Source organism: Vibrio sp. Vb2880 (assembly GCF_033337975.1).
GTDB lineage: Bacteria > Pseudomonadota > Gammaproteobacteria > Enterobacterales > Vibrionaceae > Vibrio > Vibrio alginolyticus.
On sequence record NZ_JAWORT010000009.1, the window covers coordinates 144,882 to 161,592 of the forward strand.

Sequence of the window (16,711 nt, forward strand, 5' to 3'; positions counted from 1 at the left end):
AACTTGATAACTCCAGCTAGTATTGACTTGTCCAATCGCGAAACAAAACGGAAAACAAATGAAAAGTAAATTCTACGCAAGCGCTCTATGTGCAGCGACGCTCATCGCTACCCCTGCAATGGCTGCTGATCAAGAACTGTATTTCTACAACTGGTCGGAATACATTCCAAACGAAGTTCTTGAAGACTTTACAAAAGAAACCGGAATCAAAGTTATTTACTCTACATACGAATCTAACGAGAGTATGTACGCAAAACTAAAAACTCAAGGTTCTGGTTACGACTTGGTAGTACCGTCTACCTATTTCGTCTCTAAAATGCGTAAAGAAGGCATGCTACAACAGATCGACAAAGAGAAATTATCTCATTTTGCCGATCTTGATACTAACTTCCTAAACAAACCGTTCGATCCGAACAACAACTACTCTATCCCATACATTTGGGGTGCGACCGGTATTGGTATCAATGCTGACATGCTAGACAAGTCATCGGTTTCTAAATGGGATGATTTCTGGGATAGCAAGTGGGAAGGTCAACTAATGCTGATGGATGATTCTCGCGAAGTATTCCACATTGCATTGACTAAGCTTGGTTACTCACCAAACACGACTAACCCAGAAGAAATCAAAGCCGCTTACGAAGAACTGAAAAAGCTAATGCCAAACGTATTAGTATTTAACTCAGACTTTCCTGCAAACCCTTACCTTGCGGGTGAAGTTTCACTAGGCATGCTTTGGAACGGTTCTGCATACATGGCTCGTCAAGAAGGCGCGAACATCGACATCATCTGGCCAGAAAAAGGCACTATCTTCTGGATGGACAGCTTAGCTATTCCAACTGGCGCGAAGAACGTTGACGCCGCTCATAAGATGATCGATTTCCTACTACGTCCTGAGAACGCAGCTAAGATTGCACTTGAGATTGGTTATCCTACGCCAGTTAAAACGGCACACGATCTGCTACCGAAAGAATTTGCTAATGATCCAAGCATCTTCCCACCACAAGAAGTGATGGACAGTGGTACTTGGCAAGATGAAGTTGGCGAAGCGAGCGTAATGTACGATGAGTACTTCCAAAAGCTAAAAGTGAACAACTAATTCGTTAGTTTTAAAGAGATGAAAAAGCGGCTCATGAGCCGCTTTTTTGTTCTTAATGACAAGACAAAAACTCTTCCTGTTGAAGTTATTACGCTCTTTCTTTTCCTTCTAGAGCCAGTATCTCGTCAACTAATTTTGGAACCTCAACGCTTGCTTTTCCGTAGCGTTTTTCCTCAAATTCACTTTCTACCGCACTAGGTTCTAGGTTAATTTCAATGGTATGTGCACCGTGCATTTTTGCATCATGAACAAAACCTGCTGCGGGATACACAACGCCAGAAGTCCCAATAGAAATAAACAAATCTGCTTCTTCTAATGACGCGTAGATATCACCCATTCGCAGTGGCATTTCACCAAACCAAACAATATGTGGTCGCATTTGTGAAGGGATCTGACAACAGTGACAAAGCTCGCCGGTCTTAATGTCCTCATTGTGCTCTACTACTTGGTTAGATTCACTACAGCGGGCCTTGAGCAACTCACCATGCATGTGAATCACATTCTGACTGCCGCCTCTTTCGTGAAGGTTGTCTATATTTTGAGTGATGACCGTCACTTTACCTTCTAACTCAGCCTCTAAACGACCCAATGCTTCATGCGCTGCATTAGGCTTTATCGCATTATCTTGAAGTTTCTTGCGGCGTTGGTTGTAAAAATCTTGAACAAGGTCCGGATCGCGAGCAAACCCTTCAGGCGTTGCTACATCTTCGATACGGTGATTCTCCCATAGGCCATCTTGCGCACGAAATGTTTGAATACCAGATTCGGCCGAGATACCTGCACCAGTAAGTACTACAATATTTCTATAAGGGAAATTCATAACTCATCCTTGCTGTTTTTTCATTAGCTTAACACTGAAAGAATAGCAACAGTAGTAATATGGATTAGACCATAGTCGTAATGGTCACTATTAGAATTACAATTTAAGAGGAACAGCAATGAGACAAGTATCTCTAGCGTTTATATTGCTTATGACTTTGGCAGGCTGTCAACTTACCAATGTTGAAGGCGAAGTCGATGATGTAAAGGTAAGAGTCAGCACCAATGATGATGACCATCGAGGTAATGGTAATTTCTGTCCTCCTGGCCAAGCCAAGAAAGGCAATTGCTAAAAGAGCGGCTTTATGCCGCTCCCATATTGGTCTCAATCCTCGTTGGTCGAAGATATTTTATGAATGGCTAGGTCAGCGCCATTGAATTCGTCTTCTTCTGAAAGCCTTAGTCCCATACTGGTATTAATCGCGCCGTAGACTGCAAGTGCCCCAAGCACAGCGATGGAAATGCCCAAAAGCGTTCCTAGAAGCTGAACGATAATGCTCACGCCCCCTAGCCCACCCAACGAGATTTGGCCAAAGATCCCCGCAGCAATACCACCCCAAGCGCCACATACACCGTGTAAAGGCCAGACACCTAGCACATCATCAATCCTGGTTTTGTTTTGTAGGTGGGTAAAAAGATAAACAAATAGCACGCCAGCAATCGCACCTGTCACTAAAGCACCGATAGGATGCATTAAGTCTGAGCCCGCACATACAGCAACCAAGCCAGCTAGTGGCCCGTTATGAATAAAGCCAGGGTCATTTTTACCAGCCAACAGTGACGCGACAATGCCTCCGACCATTGCCATCAATGAGTTCATAGCCACCAAGCCACTTATGCCTGACACAGTTTGAGCTGACATGACGTTGAAGCCAAACCACCCCACACATAAGATCCAAGCTCCCAAAGCCAAAAACGGAATATTCGAAGGTGCAAAGTTGGTATGCTTTCCTGCTCGAACTCTGCCTTTTCTCATGCCCAAAAACACAACGGCAACCAGCGCTATCCAGCCGCCAACACCATGTACAACGACTGAACCTGCAAAATCGTGGAAGCCATAACCAAAGGTATTTTCAAACCAAGATTGAACGCCAAAGTTTCCGTTCCAGATCATTCCTTCAAATAGTGGGTATACAATACCGACAGTGAAAAATGTTGCGATTAGAATCGGATAAAAACGAGCTCGCTCTGCGATACCACCAGAAACAATAGCAGGAATCGCTGCAGCGAAGGTCAGCAAGAAAAAGAACTTCACCAACTCGTAACCATTGCCTTGAGATAATGTCTCTGCATCAGCAAAGAAGGTGCCGCCATAAGCGACCCAGTATCCAATGAAAAAATACGCAATGGCGGAAATACCGAAATCGGCCAAGATTTTAACTAAAGCATTAACTTGGTTCTTTTGGCGCACGGTTCCTACTTCAAGAAAAGCAAAACCAGCATGCATCAAAAAAACCATGATTGCGCCAAGTAGTAAGAAAAGTGTGTCGGAACTTTGCGTGAGAGTTTGTACAGCGCCGTGTACCTGATTGGCAGTTACACTCATTCTAATGGTCTCCGTTGATCTGTAGCGCACTTATCCTGTGCATCAAAGTTAGGCTCATCACCAATTTGGTGAACTTAATTTATAGAACGTCTAACAGAGCAATTCTCATTCCATAATTTACATTTCTAACACTTACACTTTAATTTATTGTTTTGTATGAACTTTAATAGAATTAGGCATTCTTGAAATGGTGCTTAACACGCTAATAAATGCACCAATGTGGTTTTGGTGCACCAACATAATGCGCACTATATGGTTCAACAAACAGCAAACTCTCTACCATAAAACGTAAAAGCCACCTCGTAAGAGATGGCTCAAAACAAGCTACCCGCGGATACCTAAAAAGGACGCCATTCACTTTCTGACTTAAATACCACTCCTGAAAAACCTTTATTCTCGATTAATTCCGCCAGTTTTTCATCAACACATAACAACCATTCGATAGCATCCAATTGAAATATAGTGTTCTGCGCTTCAATGTCTTTCTTAAGGATAACTCGATCAATTGAATCAATCTCTCCATCAAACTCACTAAATATTGCATGATTTCTATCCAGTAAGTCGCAAATCGCAATAACATTTAAAAAATAGTATTCACCAAAACTTTTGCCTTGGTAATTAACCTCAATCGGTAGGAATTCAACTTCACTCGTTTGTGTGTGCTCAGAAATTAAATCAGCTAACCGTCGACTCACGATTAATAAAGGACCACTAAGAAAACTATCCGCAGGCTTGTCATCTGATATGACATCAATAGTAACTTTTGGCCATTTGTCTCCTAGGGCAACGCCTCCCGTCAGATTCAACCCTCTTAATACACTAGGCTCCGTTACTTTACCTTGAGTAAAATCGGAATCTCTATCTACCTTGTTGGTCCAAATTTTAAGTGTCATTACTACTTCCTACTTTTCCAGTGCGGATCATCCAATTGCAATCGAACTTCATTCTTTTCCAGAGCATTCCTAATTCTACTTTCTGTTTTTCCAATTTCATCTACAAGAGTCGTATCATCGATAAAACCACGATCATACTTAGTTTGCAACGCTCTCATTTCTCGTCTAACTAAGGCATCCGCTGAACCTTCGTGCCTTGCACTTAGATGTCTACCCACGTGTAAAGGAAGACCTGTTTCGACAGATGTTTCAATATTAGTCGGAAGTGCAATCCCGTTTGTACCTCTGTTAATGTTGTAACCAAGTTCGGCAGCTCTATGCATTACAGGATATTCCTGAGCAATATTGATACTAATTTGATGATGTCCAGCATGGTTTTCAGGTATCCCGCCAACTATTTCGTTATTTAACTTAAGCCCACAATCTCTGTCTAAAGAACCGCCATTAGGATTCACAACACTCCCCCTTTGACTTTTATTCAAGGGGATGATTTGGACAATTTCTTCTATGCCTACAACATGTTGAATTTTTCGTTTACTACCATCTGAATAGTTGATATGACGATAAAAAGTAATTTCATTTTTCTCGCAATCAATATGGTCTAAATCGTATTCATATCGAATATGATTTTTACCTTTGGGTTTTCGGATTTTGACTTGCGAGCGAACGCCATCTTCTCCGACGGATGATTCTTTTGCAGCTTCTAAAATCTGATCGCAAACCTCTTGGGGGACATCGCTTTGCGCCTGATACGCTGCCAACATTTGACCCAAGCGTTTTAGCCCTTCTTCACAAAGGAAACCTGTTGGATCAATCCACTGGATAGGATTGACTGCATATTGGTAATGGTTAATGCCACCAGCAATAGATATCGGATCTTGTTGGATAAAGCGTCCTAGCTTAGGATCGTAATACCGAGCGAGGTTGTAGTGTAAGTCGGTTTCTTGATCGAAGTACTGCCCTTGAAAACGCAGTGGATTTACTACTTTTTCAATATGTACATGAGCAAAGCCATGAGCATCGTAGCTGGCACTCCATACAACATTCCCCTCGCAATCGATCAGTCGCTCTGGTTTACCAACTTGATCGCACTGGTACCAATAAATAACGTCATTTTCTAGCAGTGCCACTGGCGTGTAGGTTTCTGGTTGATATAGGTACCAGCGGAAAGCACATGAAGAGCGTTCACCAATTAAACGTTCCCCTTCCCACAAGAACTCCGTAACGCCTTGTTGTGTAATCTTCTTCGTCCTGCGCCCTAATGCATCATATTCATATTGACTGATGCCATCGTCGGTGTGAACTTCAATGAGCTGATTTAACGCATCAAACACTCGAGTCTGAACTTGTCCTTGCCCCTCACGTTTTGTCTGGTTTCCTTGCGCGTCATATTTGAACCGGACACCATCGTGTACTTCAATACGATCAGCGAATACCTCTGAAGTTGGCAAAGTAGGATTGCCAAAACTATCGTATTCAAACTTAGTCACTTCTCCGGAAGCATTGACTCGTTTCAGTTGCCCTAAGGCATCGTACTGATAGTGCGTTGCTCCTGCCGTATTATCAATGATTGATGAAATACGGTTTTGCGCATTGTAAACGTACTTTTTCTCTCTATCAGGCCAATGTTGTTCGACCAAACGACCAACACCATCATAAATGATGCGCTCATTAAAATGTGCCGTTTCAATTTGGGAAACTCGTCCCATTTCATCGTAATGAAATTTGATTTGAGGTAAATCTAGGTTTCCAAATCGAATCGCTGAAAAACGCCCATATCGATCATAAGAGAAGCTCAGCTCCGTATTATCTGGCAGTACCTGAGATACGCGTTGGCCAACTCTGTTAAACTCCTGCGCTATCTCAAACTGACCTTGAATTCGCTTTGTTAAATGCCCGAATGAAGAGTATTGGTATTGCAATGTTTGATGGCGATTGGATGCGAAAGTAAGTCGCCCACCAAGCGTATAATTGAAGTGGTTCTCTACAATACTGCGACCATTTCCTGCTTTGACGTGCTTGAGATAACCCGCAGCGTCATAGCGGTACAGCACGGTCCTATCGGCGACTTGCTTACGATGGATGCGCCCCATATCGTCATAATCAAATTGGCTGTGTAGATTATCAAACCCAACAGTTCCTGATAGCTGGCCTTCATCGTCATACAGGAATTCGAACTCTAAGCCGTCACTCCGAACTAATTTAGTCAGGTTACGTTGTTGATCGTATTCGTAAGAAATATGGCTGCCATCGGGAAAGATGACTGCTTCTTGTTGCGCGAGTGCTCCCCATTGATACGAGGTAATGCCTGCTGGCGTTCGAATCTGAGCAACACGGCTGTGCTCATCGTAAGAATATTCTTCGCTATAACCGACTTTGTCTTCGTCGTTAAAATAACGAACTGATGTACGCCTGCCGAATTGATCATAAGCGAGTTGAGCAATACACCCATCGGGATAAGCGACGCCATTCACTAGATCTTCTTCGTTGTAGCTGTAACGAAGTAATGTACCGTCTATTTCATTCGCGATAAGTCTTTGTTGTTCATCCCACCACCACTGACTTTTCTTACCATCTTCAGACTCTTTTTTGACGACTTGACCGTGTTTATCGTAATCATACTCCGTGACACAGCCGAACTGATCGGTATCCCAAACTCTTTGACCGAGACTATTGTAGTAAGCCTTCTCGATATCCCCGTCAGGTGAAACCGTTTTAACTAACTTACCTAAGCCGTCATAGCCATATTGAATTTCTTTGCCAGAGGAATGAAACTTAGAAACTAATTGACCATGCTGATTATATTGATAATTGACCGTTGACTGATCAGGATAGATAGCTTGTGCTTTTCGTCCTAGTTCATCATATTGCCATCGCCAAGTTTTACCTGTGGGGCTTATTTTCTCGAGTAAGTTACCCTGCTCGTCATGCAAGAAAGACCATTGATGATCTAACGAGTCAGAATAAGAAGAGTGATTTCCCTGATAATGGAAGCGATAGTCATAAATTCCTGCGTCCCCAACGTTCCTGATGCATTTCGCGTTAGCACCTTCGCCATCCCATTCAAAATAATGAGTAAAGCCTGTTGGTCGTACACGCTTAACAATTAAATGGCCGCGGTATTGATACTGTTCCTTCAAGCCCAAATGATTAGTTGCACTGACCAAATCATCGTGCTCATCATAGGTATAAGTTGTCAGAACTTTTTGGGACTTTGCATTTAGCAGTTCTACAAGGCGTCCTTGCTTATCATATTGACATTCAAGAACCGGACGCTTGTTATATGCGATCTCGATCAATCGATGGTTTCGAGAATACTGCAATTGAAACGTTGAAAACGTGCCATTTCTGACTTGTTTAACAAGCCAACGATCATCTTTCTGTTCAAATCGATATTGATGCCCATTAGCGAGCGTCACGATCCGAGTTGCTGAATTTAGGAAATAACAGCTCGCACCAGCGTATATCTGGTAACTTGTTGCTCCAATATCTACTGGCTCAAATTCTGTGATATCTGCCTTATCGTCAACAAACTCCCAAGCGATAACATTGTCTTTCTCGTCCGTCTTTTCGCGTAATTCAAACTGAAATGCATGTCGCCAACCAAAGCCCATTCCATGATTTACATCCGACTGCGAAGAGCGGTAAGTACGCTGCCAAGTAGTACCTTGTTGTAGCTCGATATCATAGAGCTCGAGAATTTCTTCACCCGTCACAAGTGATACAGGATCACCGGCTTTCTCATGTTTTTCGCTGCTTTGTTGCTGAGGCTTGGCGGATGCGGCACTTCTGCCACTCTTTTTATTCGACTTCCCCTTTCCCTTCGATGGTTTTGCATTGACGGTATTTTGAGTCGGTGGAGGCGTAACCGCTGACGAGAGTGCGTAGTTTTCGCCGGTAGGTACAATTCGAGCGACATGCAAGTCACCGTTCACCAAAGCATTGGCAAACGTTGAATTATAGTGTTGGGAAGTAAGCTCACCGTCAGGTATGTTTGGCTTGAATTGACCAATCGCATAGAACAAGTCCTCGACAGAGCGAAGGTCAAGCTCACCAAAGCTCTCAAGAAACTCTATTGCCTCTTGTTTGGTCACGAATGTTTTAGGTTCGCCGCTAGTAAGTAACTGACCAGAGAAGTGATAACTTTCGCCAAAGCGATTCGTGATAGGAATGACGAATTGAGGGATCATAGCCGTAACGTGTTTGTCCTTTTCTTACCTTGCCGCATCATTTAATGCTCGTTTCGCTCTTTTTATTTGTGAGAGCAAGATGCCTTAATCAAACATCCTCCGATAGAGATTCCTCTGTATGCGTAGACTGAATGTATTGATGGCAATTTTCACGTATGCAACTCTTTGAATTTCTGAGCGCAGCGTACTTTAACGGGACGATGAATCCTGAGTAAATGAACAATAGCGTGAGTGAGACTAATGTCTCATCGTGACGCGATTTTTTTACATGTTTCTTACTTAACTATGATTTTCTGCCCAGTTACGTAAATTCACTCAATAAGTTGCATCAAGTATCACCACTGCGACTAAGTGCTTCATATTTGAGACAAAACAGCAACAAAAAAACCGCCTATTACGGCGGTTTTGCTTAAAGAATACTGATTAAAGGTTTGGACCTGTCGATGGTCTGTGTGGTTGGTTATTGAGCAGTTGCTGCATCCCTTGAAACATTCGCATAAACCACACCAAGATGGCTAATGCAGCAAACACCATCCCTACCCAAGGAATAAAGTAAGCGATGGTTTCAAGCAAAGTACTATGCAACCAATAATCACTCACGCCAACGAGTACACCGTTAGAAGTCGCGACGGTGACGATCAACACAACAAAAAACGTCAGGTAGAGAAAGAAGGTGCGAATTAAACCGTAGTAATGAGAAATCACTACGTCGCTGTCTTCTCCCTTATCTAATCGGTAACCCGCATAGATAATTGCGATAACGCCTGAGATCAGAAACGTAAACGGGGTCAGACAGCTCAGGATGTACGCAATCCAAATCCCGTTATGAGGTTTGTTCATTCGCTTTCGCTCCTTTTACTTCCGTTTGTGCCGTATCTGTTTCACCCATCGCTTCTTTGGACTTCACTTCCTCATACCAAAGATCGTGATGCTCTTTCGCCCATGTTTCATCAACTTCACCTGTCACCATGCCTTCTAGCGCACCTTCCATTCCGAATAGACCAATATAGATGTGGAAGATAAAGCCACAGATTAGAATCAGCGCCGAAATCGCATGAACTAAGTTAGAAAACTCCATGTCACGGCGAGTTTGGCCAAAGATAGGAAAGTCCAGAACTAAGCCACTCACTGCCGCGATAGCACCAAAGAAGATTAACAACCAATAGATTGCCTTCTCACCACCGTTTGAGAAACCAGCTGACGGATGTGTGCCTTTGTGTTTACCAACCATGCCGCCCATTTTCATAAACCAACGAACATCTGTCATGTTTGGAATCGACTTGCGCCACCATTTAAAGAGCACGAGCATCAGTAAAATGAAGAACAATGGTCCCATGTAATTGTGGTACTGCTTCGCCAACATGACGATAAAGCCCCAGAACTCAGTAGGAACGTACGGTTTTAAGAAGTGCTTACCGTAAACCAGCATCAAACCACTGAATGCCAGCGTTAAGAATGTAAACGCCATGCTCCAGTGAAGCGCGCGGTCTAAACGAGACCAACGCTTCATTTTTTTACCAGTACGCGGCTTGCTAAGCATCAAAGGACCAACGAATACGTAAGCCATGATAACCATCGCGATACTGCCGAAAATCGCGACAGCACCAGCAGGAGACATCCATTTCTCTTTTAGAATGTACCAAGTCTCACCAGGTTTACTGATCAATACGCCATGTTCTGGCGATTGGGACGTGGTGTAGCCTTCTTGCCCCTCTCTGACTTCACGCCAATAGTCTGCCCCGGCGAGTCGCGTGATCTCCTGTTGAATAACTTTAGAAGATTGTTCCTCTGCTGAAGCAGGCATTGCAAAAGTCAGCAGCAATGCCGTCATCATTGACAGCATTGCTAGAGATGCACGTTTAAGCGTGTTTAACATGTGCCTCTCCTTACTTAGCTTTTCGTCGCATCGTAAGAAAGATCGTTTCCGTCTGTCCAACCTGCGTTTTTCGCGCCGCGTTCTACCACACGTTGACGGAAAATGTCAGAGACTTTCTCTGCGTCACCCGCAAGCAGCGCTTTGGTTGAACAAAGCGATGCACACATCGGTAACTTGCCTTCTGCGATACGGTTCGCACCGTATTTTTGACGTTCTTCCTCAGAGCCAGGCTCTGTTTCTGGGCCGCCCGCGCAGAAAGTACATTTATCCATTTTGCCACGTTCACCAAACGCCTCTTGTTTAGGAAATTGAGGTGCGCCAAACGGACAAGCAAACAAACAGTAACCACAACCGATACACAGATCTTTATTGTGAAGAACGATGCCGTCTTCGGTATGTTCGAAACAATCAGCTGGACAAACTGCCATACAAGGCGCATCGGTACAGTGCATACAAGCAACAGAGATAGAGTTTTCACCAGCTTCACCGTCGTTTAGTGTTACCACGCGGCGACGCTGAATGCCCCATTCAAGCGCATCGTCGTTTTCGTTCTTACATGCAGTAACACAGCCGTTACACTCGATACAGCGCTTGGTGTCACATAGGAATTTCATTCGTGCCATTGTCAGACTCCTTACGCTTTACGAATGTTACATAGGGTTACTTTGGTTTCCTGCATCAAGGTAACCGGGTCGTAACCGTAAGTGGTTGCCGTGTTAGCCGATTCGCCAACAACGTAAGGCTGTGTACCTTCTGGGTATTTAGGACGTAGGTCTTCACCTTCGAACTTACCGCCAAAGTGGAACGGAATGAACGCCAAGCCAGGTTTCACACGACGTGTTACCATCGCTTTCACCCTGATTCGTCCCTTCTCTGCACCTTCAACCCAAACATCATCACCATCTCTGAAGCCAAGATCGTTCGCGTCTTTCGGGTTCACTTCAACAAACATTTCTTGTTGAAGCTCGGCAAGCCAAGGGTTTGAACGCGTCTCTTCACCACCACCTTCGTATTCAACCAGACGGCCAGAAGTCAGAACGATTGGGTACTCGCCCGATTTGTCTTGCTCTTGAATGGATTTATACAACGTAGGAACACGGAAGATTGCATCTTTGTCTTCCCAAGTTGGGTAATCCGTTACAAGGTCACGACGTGGTGTGTAAAGTGGTTCACGATGCAGTGGCACACGGTCTGGGAACGTCCAAACAATCGCACGCGCTTTCGCGTTACCAAATGGAATACAACCGTGCTTGATCGCGACACGCTGAATACCGCCAGAAAGGTCAGTCTTCCAGTTTTTACCCTCTGCTGACACTTTCTCTTCAGCAGTTAAGTCGTCCCACCAACCAAGTTGTTTCAACAACTTGTCAGTGAACTCTGGGTAACCGTCTTTGATTTCACAGCCTTTCGAATAACTGTCTTCTGCAAGAAGGCTCTTGCCTTCAAATTCCACACCAAAGCGCGTACGGAAGTTACCGCCACCTTCTGCAACCGTCTTAGACGTATCGTACAGAATGTGTGTACCTGGGTGTTTCATTTCTGGTGTGCCCCAGCATGGCCAAGGTAGACCGTAGGTTTCACCGTTGACAGGGCCACCTTCCGCTTCCAATGTGGTTTTGTGGAACGTATGCCAGTTTTGTTGGTGCGCTTTCAAACGCTCTGGGCTTTGGCCTGTGTAACCAATCGTCCACATGCCTTTGTTGAATTCACGCGTTAGGTCTTCAATCACCGGCTGGTTGTTTTCAACACGGATGTTTTTGAACAGAAGATCGGAATAGCCCAGTTTCTTCGAAAGCAGGTACATGATTTCGTGGTCTGGTTTTGATTCAAACAAAGGTTCAATCACCTGCTCACGCCATTGTAGAGAACGGTTAGATGCGGTAACGCTGCCGTGTGTTTCAAACTGTGTTGTTGCAGGAAGCAGGTAAACGCCGTCGGTACGGTCGTTCATTACCGCAGCAACCGTTGGGTAAGGGTCCACAATCACCATCATGTCCAACTTCTGCATCGCTTTTTTCATCTCAACACCACGTGTTTGAGAGTTCACTGCGTGTCCCCAGTAGAACATTGCACGGATGTTTTCGCGCTGACGAATGTTGTCTTTGTTCTCCAGTACACCATCAACCCAACGAGATACAGGAATACCTGCACTGTGCATTGGTTTCTGACCGCTGTAAGCGTTGTCATCGAAACGACCTTTGATCCATTCGTAATCGATTTCCCACACTTTTGACCAATGACGCCAAGCGCCTTCAGAAAGGCCGTAGTAGCCAGGTAGCGTGTCAGAAAGTACGCCAAGGTCGGTTGCGCCTTGTACGTTATCGTGACCACGGAAGATGTTTGCACCGCCGCCTGATTTACCAATGTTACCAAGCGCTAGCTCAAGCACACAGTAAGCGCGTGTGTTGTTGTTACCAGTAGTATGCTGAGTACCACCCATACACCAAACAATACAGCCCGGGCGATTTTCAGAAAGCAGTTTTGCTGTTTGGTAAACGTCTTCTTCGCTTACGCCTGTTACGCGCTCAACTTCTGCTGGCGTCCATTTCGCTACTTCAGCACGGATTTCATCCATACCGAATACACGTTGACGGATGAACTCTTTATCTTCCCATTGGTTTTCGAAGATGTGCCACAACACACCCCAAATAAATGCTACGTCAGAACCAGGACGAAGTGATACATAGTGATCCGACTTTGCTGCCGTACGTGTACGACGAGGATCCGCTACGACGATCTTACAGTTGTTCTTCTCTTTCGCGATCAGAATGTGCTGCATCGCTACTGGGTGTGCTTCAGCTGGGTTTGAACCAATGAATAGCATCGACTTACAGTTGTGCATGTCATTGAAAGAGTTGGTCATCGCACCGTAACCCCAAGTGTTCGCTACACCCGCCACGGTTGTTGAGTGACAAATACGCGCTTGGTGGTCAACGTTGTTCGTACCCCAAAGTGATGCCATTTTGCGGAACAAGTACGCTTGTTCGTTGCTGTGCTTTGCGCTTCCCAAGAAGTAAACCGAATCAGGGCCGGACTCTTTACGGATGTCCATCACCTTGTTACCGATTTCTTCGATCGCTTGATCCCAAGAAAGCTTTTTCCACTTACCGTTTTCAAGCTTCATTGGGTATTTAAGACGGCGCTCACCGTGGCCATGTTCACGCAGTGCTGCACCTTTTGCACAGTGACCACCGGCGTTAAATGGGTGGTCGAATGCAGGCTCTTGACCCGTCCAAACACCATTTTGAACTTCTGCGTAAATACCACAACCCACTGAACAGTGAGAACAGATAGTACGTTTTACTTCTGTTTTCGCTTCTGGATCGACTGATTTTGCTTGCGCTTTTTTCATCATTCCCGGTGCGAATAGACTAGCACCAACCACTGCGCCACCAGCGGCAAGCGAAGTGTTTTTCATGAATGCACGACGAGATACGCCAAGCTGGTTCGTTTCTTTGCTCACACTGTCGGAGCGTTTGACAAGTTTCATCCGTTATCTCCTAAAGTGTGTCGTAGTAATCGCGAATGTGTTGAGTTTCACGATACCCTTTCTTCTTCACGTCGTTTTCAGAAGGCTCAACCGTTTCTGAAGCAACGGCCACTTTCGTGGTTCCCGCAACAACAGCACCGGCAACGGCAGCGGTTGTGAAGCCTTTTAGGAGATCCCTACGGCTTGTGTTTATTTCTTTATTATCTTTCATCATTGCTTCCTTACCTTACGGTAGATCTTTGGAGACTCATGCCTCTCTATCGATATGACCAAGTACTGCTCGATTACTCGTAATCAGTGACGTTTTTCACATCAATTTTTAATTTGTTCTTACTGCTTTTGGTGTTCACGCTAAAGCGCACTTGCTCTAACGTTAAAAACGCATCGCAAAGCTGTGCAGCTGGCTTGTAGAAGTTCACGCTTTCTGCGCTCTCTAGTTGGCGCGTAAAAGATTGGAACCAAGGGGCGATGTGTTTGTTAAACACCGCTTGTTGAAGTTCTTCCTCTTCACCTGTCAGCATTGCCATCACTTCGCACAGTGCAGAAATATGGTCTTCAGGCTCTTTCACGTTCTCTTCTCGTTCGATGCCTAAAAGATCCAAATCGCGACGAATTTCCGCTAACGGTTTTTCCATCATCGAGCCAGTGCGATGCCAAGATCCGAATGGCACAACTTCACCACGTCCAATGCCAATAAACAGATCTTGATATTCTTCTTCTAACGCTTCTCGCTGCGCTTCGTTCGCGGCTTGTTGCAGTGCGAGCCAAGCTTTTTGCATCGCGCTCTCAGACGGTTCAATTTCTAGCGATTTCAGGAACGCCAGCATTTCATCACTAGGCGCACTACGAAAAAGTGCAGATAGAACGAGATAAATGTCTGTTCTCAGTGTTTGTTCTTGTTGTGTGTCCACTGCGAGCTCCTAGTATTTCAGTTGTTTCATTGGGTCTTCTGCCATCGACTCAAACATGTCGATCACACGGCAGTCTTCACACATCGCGATACGATTGATCGCCGCTTCATCAGAGAAGTGAGAGTGACCGCGTAACTTGTTTTGTAGCATGTCGATCATCGATTGCGGAGCAAAAGGCTTGTGACAACGAATGCACTCGGCTGCCTTTTCTTCATGAATCACAACCGCTTTCTGGCGTTCTTCTTTCACCCAGTTCATACGAGGAGTAAGCGTCAGCACTTTCTCTGGACACGCTTTCTCGCACAGCCCACATTGAATGCAGTCTTGCTCGACGAATTTAAGCGACGGAGATCGACCGTCCGTATGCAATGCACGTGTTGGACACACCGCCACACAGCTCATACACAACGTACAACCTTTACTTTCACAAGAGACTGTGCCGTAAGGTGCGTTCGCTGGAAGTTCAACAATGCTCTCAACTGGAATACGTGATGCGGACAACGCATCCAACGCCGTAAATAGACGCTGACGTTTGTTACCTTGCAAATCACCTAATGCCAAATCAAAAGACTCAGTACAAAGTGTCGGAGCACCTTCACGTAGTGACTCTAGATACAGAATGTCGATGGTTTCTTTGGCGATACCAAGCTGACCGAGCAGCTCTTGAGCAATACCTACTTCGCTATTAAGCACGCGAATAATGGTTTGAGGCATAAAACGTGAAGCCGCAAACAGCACCTGAGTAGCACCATTCACAAGCGCGGCGAACCAAGTATCAATACCAACCGAAGGCAGTTCTTCCACCACAATTGGAATCACATTATCTGGCAGTGCTTTTAGTGCCATCACGTTGTAGCTCTCGTGGCGAGAACTACAAATCAATACGATAGGATCTAAACCACCCGCTTGCTCATAGTTGGCGAGCGTACGTTCAATAAACTTTTGCGTATCTTCAGGGTTTGGCAGTGCGTAATGAATCGCTTCTGTCGGACACGCTGTAGCACAAGTACCCACGCCTTGACATAGGTATGGGTTGATCTCGATGCGATGGCCCGTTCTGTCGCTGCCTTCACTCGATAGTGCCCCTGCCGGACAAGCATCCACACACCGTTCGCAACCTTTTACGCCACGAGAGCTGTGTGCACATAAATCGGTATCTAAACGGAAGAATTTCGGTTTATCGAACGTCCCCATTAAGGTTGGAATCTCTTCCAACGCTTCAGCCAGTTTCGGATAGCCACGACCTACTGGGTAGTAGCCCGGTACTGGGACTTCTTCCGACATGCAGCTGTTAAGGCAAAGATCGAGTACGATATCGAAACAATCGCTATTGGTCGCGACCTTGGCAAGATTGTTGGTCGAACCATGATTTTCAATCAGAACTTCAAACGTACCTAAGAACCCTGAAACCTGAACCGAATTGGCGTAATAAAGCTCGGGATTTGTGCCCTTTTCGCCATCGGTAGAAAGCAGCGTTAGGCTGTTCATTTGCGACAATTGCGCTGCCGCACTTTCGATGATTGCTGTTGGGCCCACAATCAAAGTATTACCGCCGCTTTCATAGCTTACGGTTGGTGGAATAAGATTGGTCAACTCTACGGTATTTTCGAAAGCGTACAGCCTCGCTTTACCGTTATTGGAAGTTGCTTGTTCTAATAATTGTTTCAGCATTGCTCAATTCCATTTATGAACATGGATAGTCTTTTCCATCTCTTAGTGTAGTTAGCGCCGGAGATTCTGCTGATTAACTTATCAATGAGCATTCTTATTCCGCCATCTATAGGCGATGAATACTACGCAGTGCGTCCGTACTAACTTCAACCAGATTGGTATTGAGCAACAAATAGCAAGTGTCATGCCAATAAAATATCAACTAAAAATCAATAGGTT

General features: G+C 44.9%; 13 protein-coding genes. 2 read left to right on the forward strand and 11 right to left on the reverse strand.

Going from position 1 to position 16,711, the window contains the following annotated elements:
• The first annotated feature begins 58 nt into the window (after positions 1–58).
• Complete coding sequence (locus tag R7M92_RS12340) at positions 59–1,096, forward strand: extracellular solute-binding protein (protein ID WP_033905298.1); 1,038 nt, start codon at positions 59–61, stop codon at positions 1,094–1,096.
• A gap of 88 nt (positions 1,097–1,184) precedes the next feature.
• Here R7M92_RS12340 and cobB read toward each other — a convergent pair whose 3' ends face one another.
• On the reverse strand, positions 1,185–1,916 hold the full coding sequence (cobB, locus tag R7M92_RS12345) for a Sir2 family NAD+-dependent deacetylase (protein ID WP_005377522.1): 732 nt from the start codon (positions 1,914–1,916) through the stop codon (positions 1,185–1,187).
• 118 nt (positions 1,917–2,034) lie between these two features.
• Between cobB and R7M92_RS12350 the strand changes: the two genes are divergently transcribed.
• Positions 2,035–2,208: a hypothetical protein gene (locus tag R7M92_RS12350; RefSeq protein WP_165401620.1), complete on the forward strand. Its 174-nt coding sequence runs from the start codon at positions 2,035–2,037 to the stop codon at positions 2,206–2,208.
• Between the two features lie 32 nt (positions 2,209–2,240).
• Here the strand turns inward: R7M92_RS12350 and R7M92_RS12355 are convergent, their stop codons facing one another.
• From R7M92_RS12355 to R7M92_RS12400, 10 genes are all read right to left on the reverse strand, one after another.
• Positions 2,241–3,461, reverse strand: a complete 1,221-nt coding sequence (locus R7M92_RS12355) for an ammonium transporter (protein WP_031781341.1) — start codon at positions 3,459–3,461, stop codon at positions 2,241–2,243.
• A gap of 338 nt (positions 3,462–3,799) precedes the next feature.
• The gene (locus R7M92_RS12360) at positions 3,800–4,354 is read right to left on the reverse strand and encodes an imm11 family protein (protein ID WP_031781342.1); all 555 of its coding nucleotides are present in this window, start codon (positions 4,352–4,354) and stop codon (positions 3,800–3,802) included.
• Positions 4,355–4,356: 2 nt separating this feature from the next.
• Entirely contained in the window at positions 4,357–8,544 is a 4,188-nt protein-coding gene (locus R7M92_RS12365) for an RHS repeat-associated core domain-containing protein (RefSeq protein ID WP_318133487.1), read from the reverse strand.
• 423 nt (positions 8,545–8,967) lie between these two features.
• The gene (locus R7M92_RS12370) at positions 8,968–9,384 is read right to left on the reverse strand and encodes a hypothetical protein (RefSeq protein ID WP_226083599.1); all 417 of its coding nucleotides are present in this window, start codon (positions 9,382–9,384) and stop codon (positions 8,968–8,970) included.
• On the reverse strand, positions 9,368–10,420 hold the full coding sequence (locus R7M92_RS12375) for a formate dehydrogenase subunit gamma (RefSeq protein ID WP_318133488.1): 1,053 nt from the start codon (positions 10,418–10,420) through the stop codon (positions 9,368–9,370). The genes R7M92_RS12370 and R7M92_RS12375 overlap by 17 nt, the downstream gene beginning before the upstream one ends.
• A 14-nt stretch (positions 10,421–10,434) precedes the next feature.
• Positions 10,435–11,043: a formate dehydrogenase FDH3 subunit beta gene (gene fdh3B, locus R7M92_RS12380; protein WP_005377536.1), complete on the reverse strand. Its 609-nt coding sequence runs from the start codon at positions 11,041–11,043 to the stop codon at positions 10,435–10,437.
• Positions 11,044–11,054: 11 nt separating this feature from the next.
• On the reverse strand, positions 11,055–13,910 hold the full coding sequence (locus R7M92_RS12385; protein ID WP_318133490.1) for a formate dehydrogenase subunit alpha: 2,856 nt from the start codon (positions 13,908–13,910) through the stop codon (positions 11,055–11,057).
• 10 nt (positions 13,911–13,920) lie between these two features.
• Positions 13,921–14,121, reverse strand: a complete 201-nt coding sequence (locus tag R7M92_RS12390) for a twin-arginine translocation signal domain-containing protein (RefSeq protein ID WP_005377542.1) — start codon at positions 14,119–14,121, stop codon at positions 13,921–13,923.
• Between the two features lie 73 nt (positions 14,122–14,194).
• Positions 14,195–14,821, reverse strand: coding sequence for a molecular chaperone (locus R7M92_RS12395; RefSeq protein ID WP_017820684.1), 627 nt, complete (start codon positions 14,819–14,821; stop codon positions 14,195–14,197).
• A gap of 9 nt (positions 14,822–14,830) precedes the next feature.
• Entirely contained in the window at positions 14,831–16,492 is a 1,662-nt protein-coding gene (locus R7M92_RS12400; RefSeq protein WP_318133492.1) for a 4Fe-4S dicluster domain-containing protein, read from the reverse strand.
• Between the last annotated feature and the right edge of the window lie 219 nt (positions 16,493–16,711).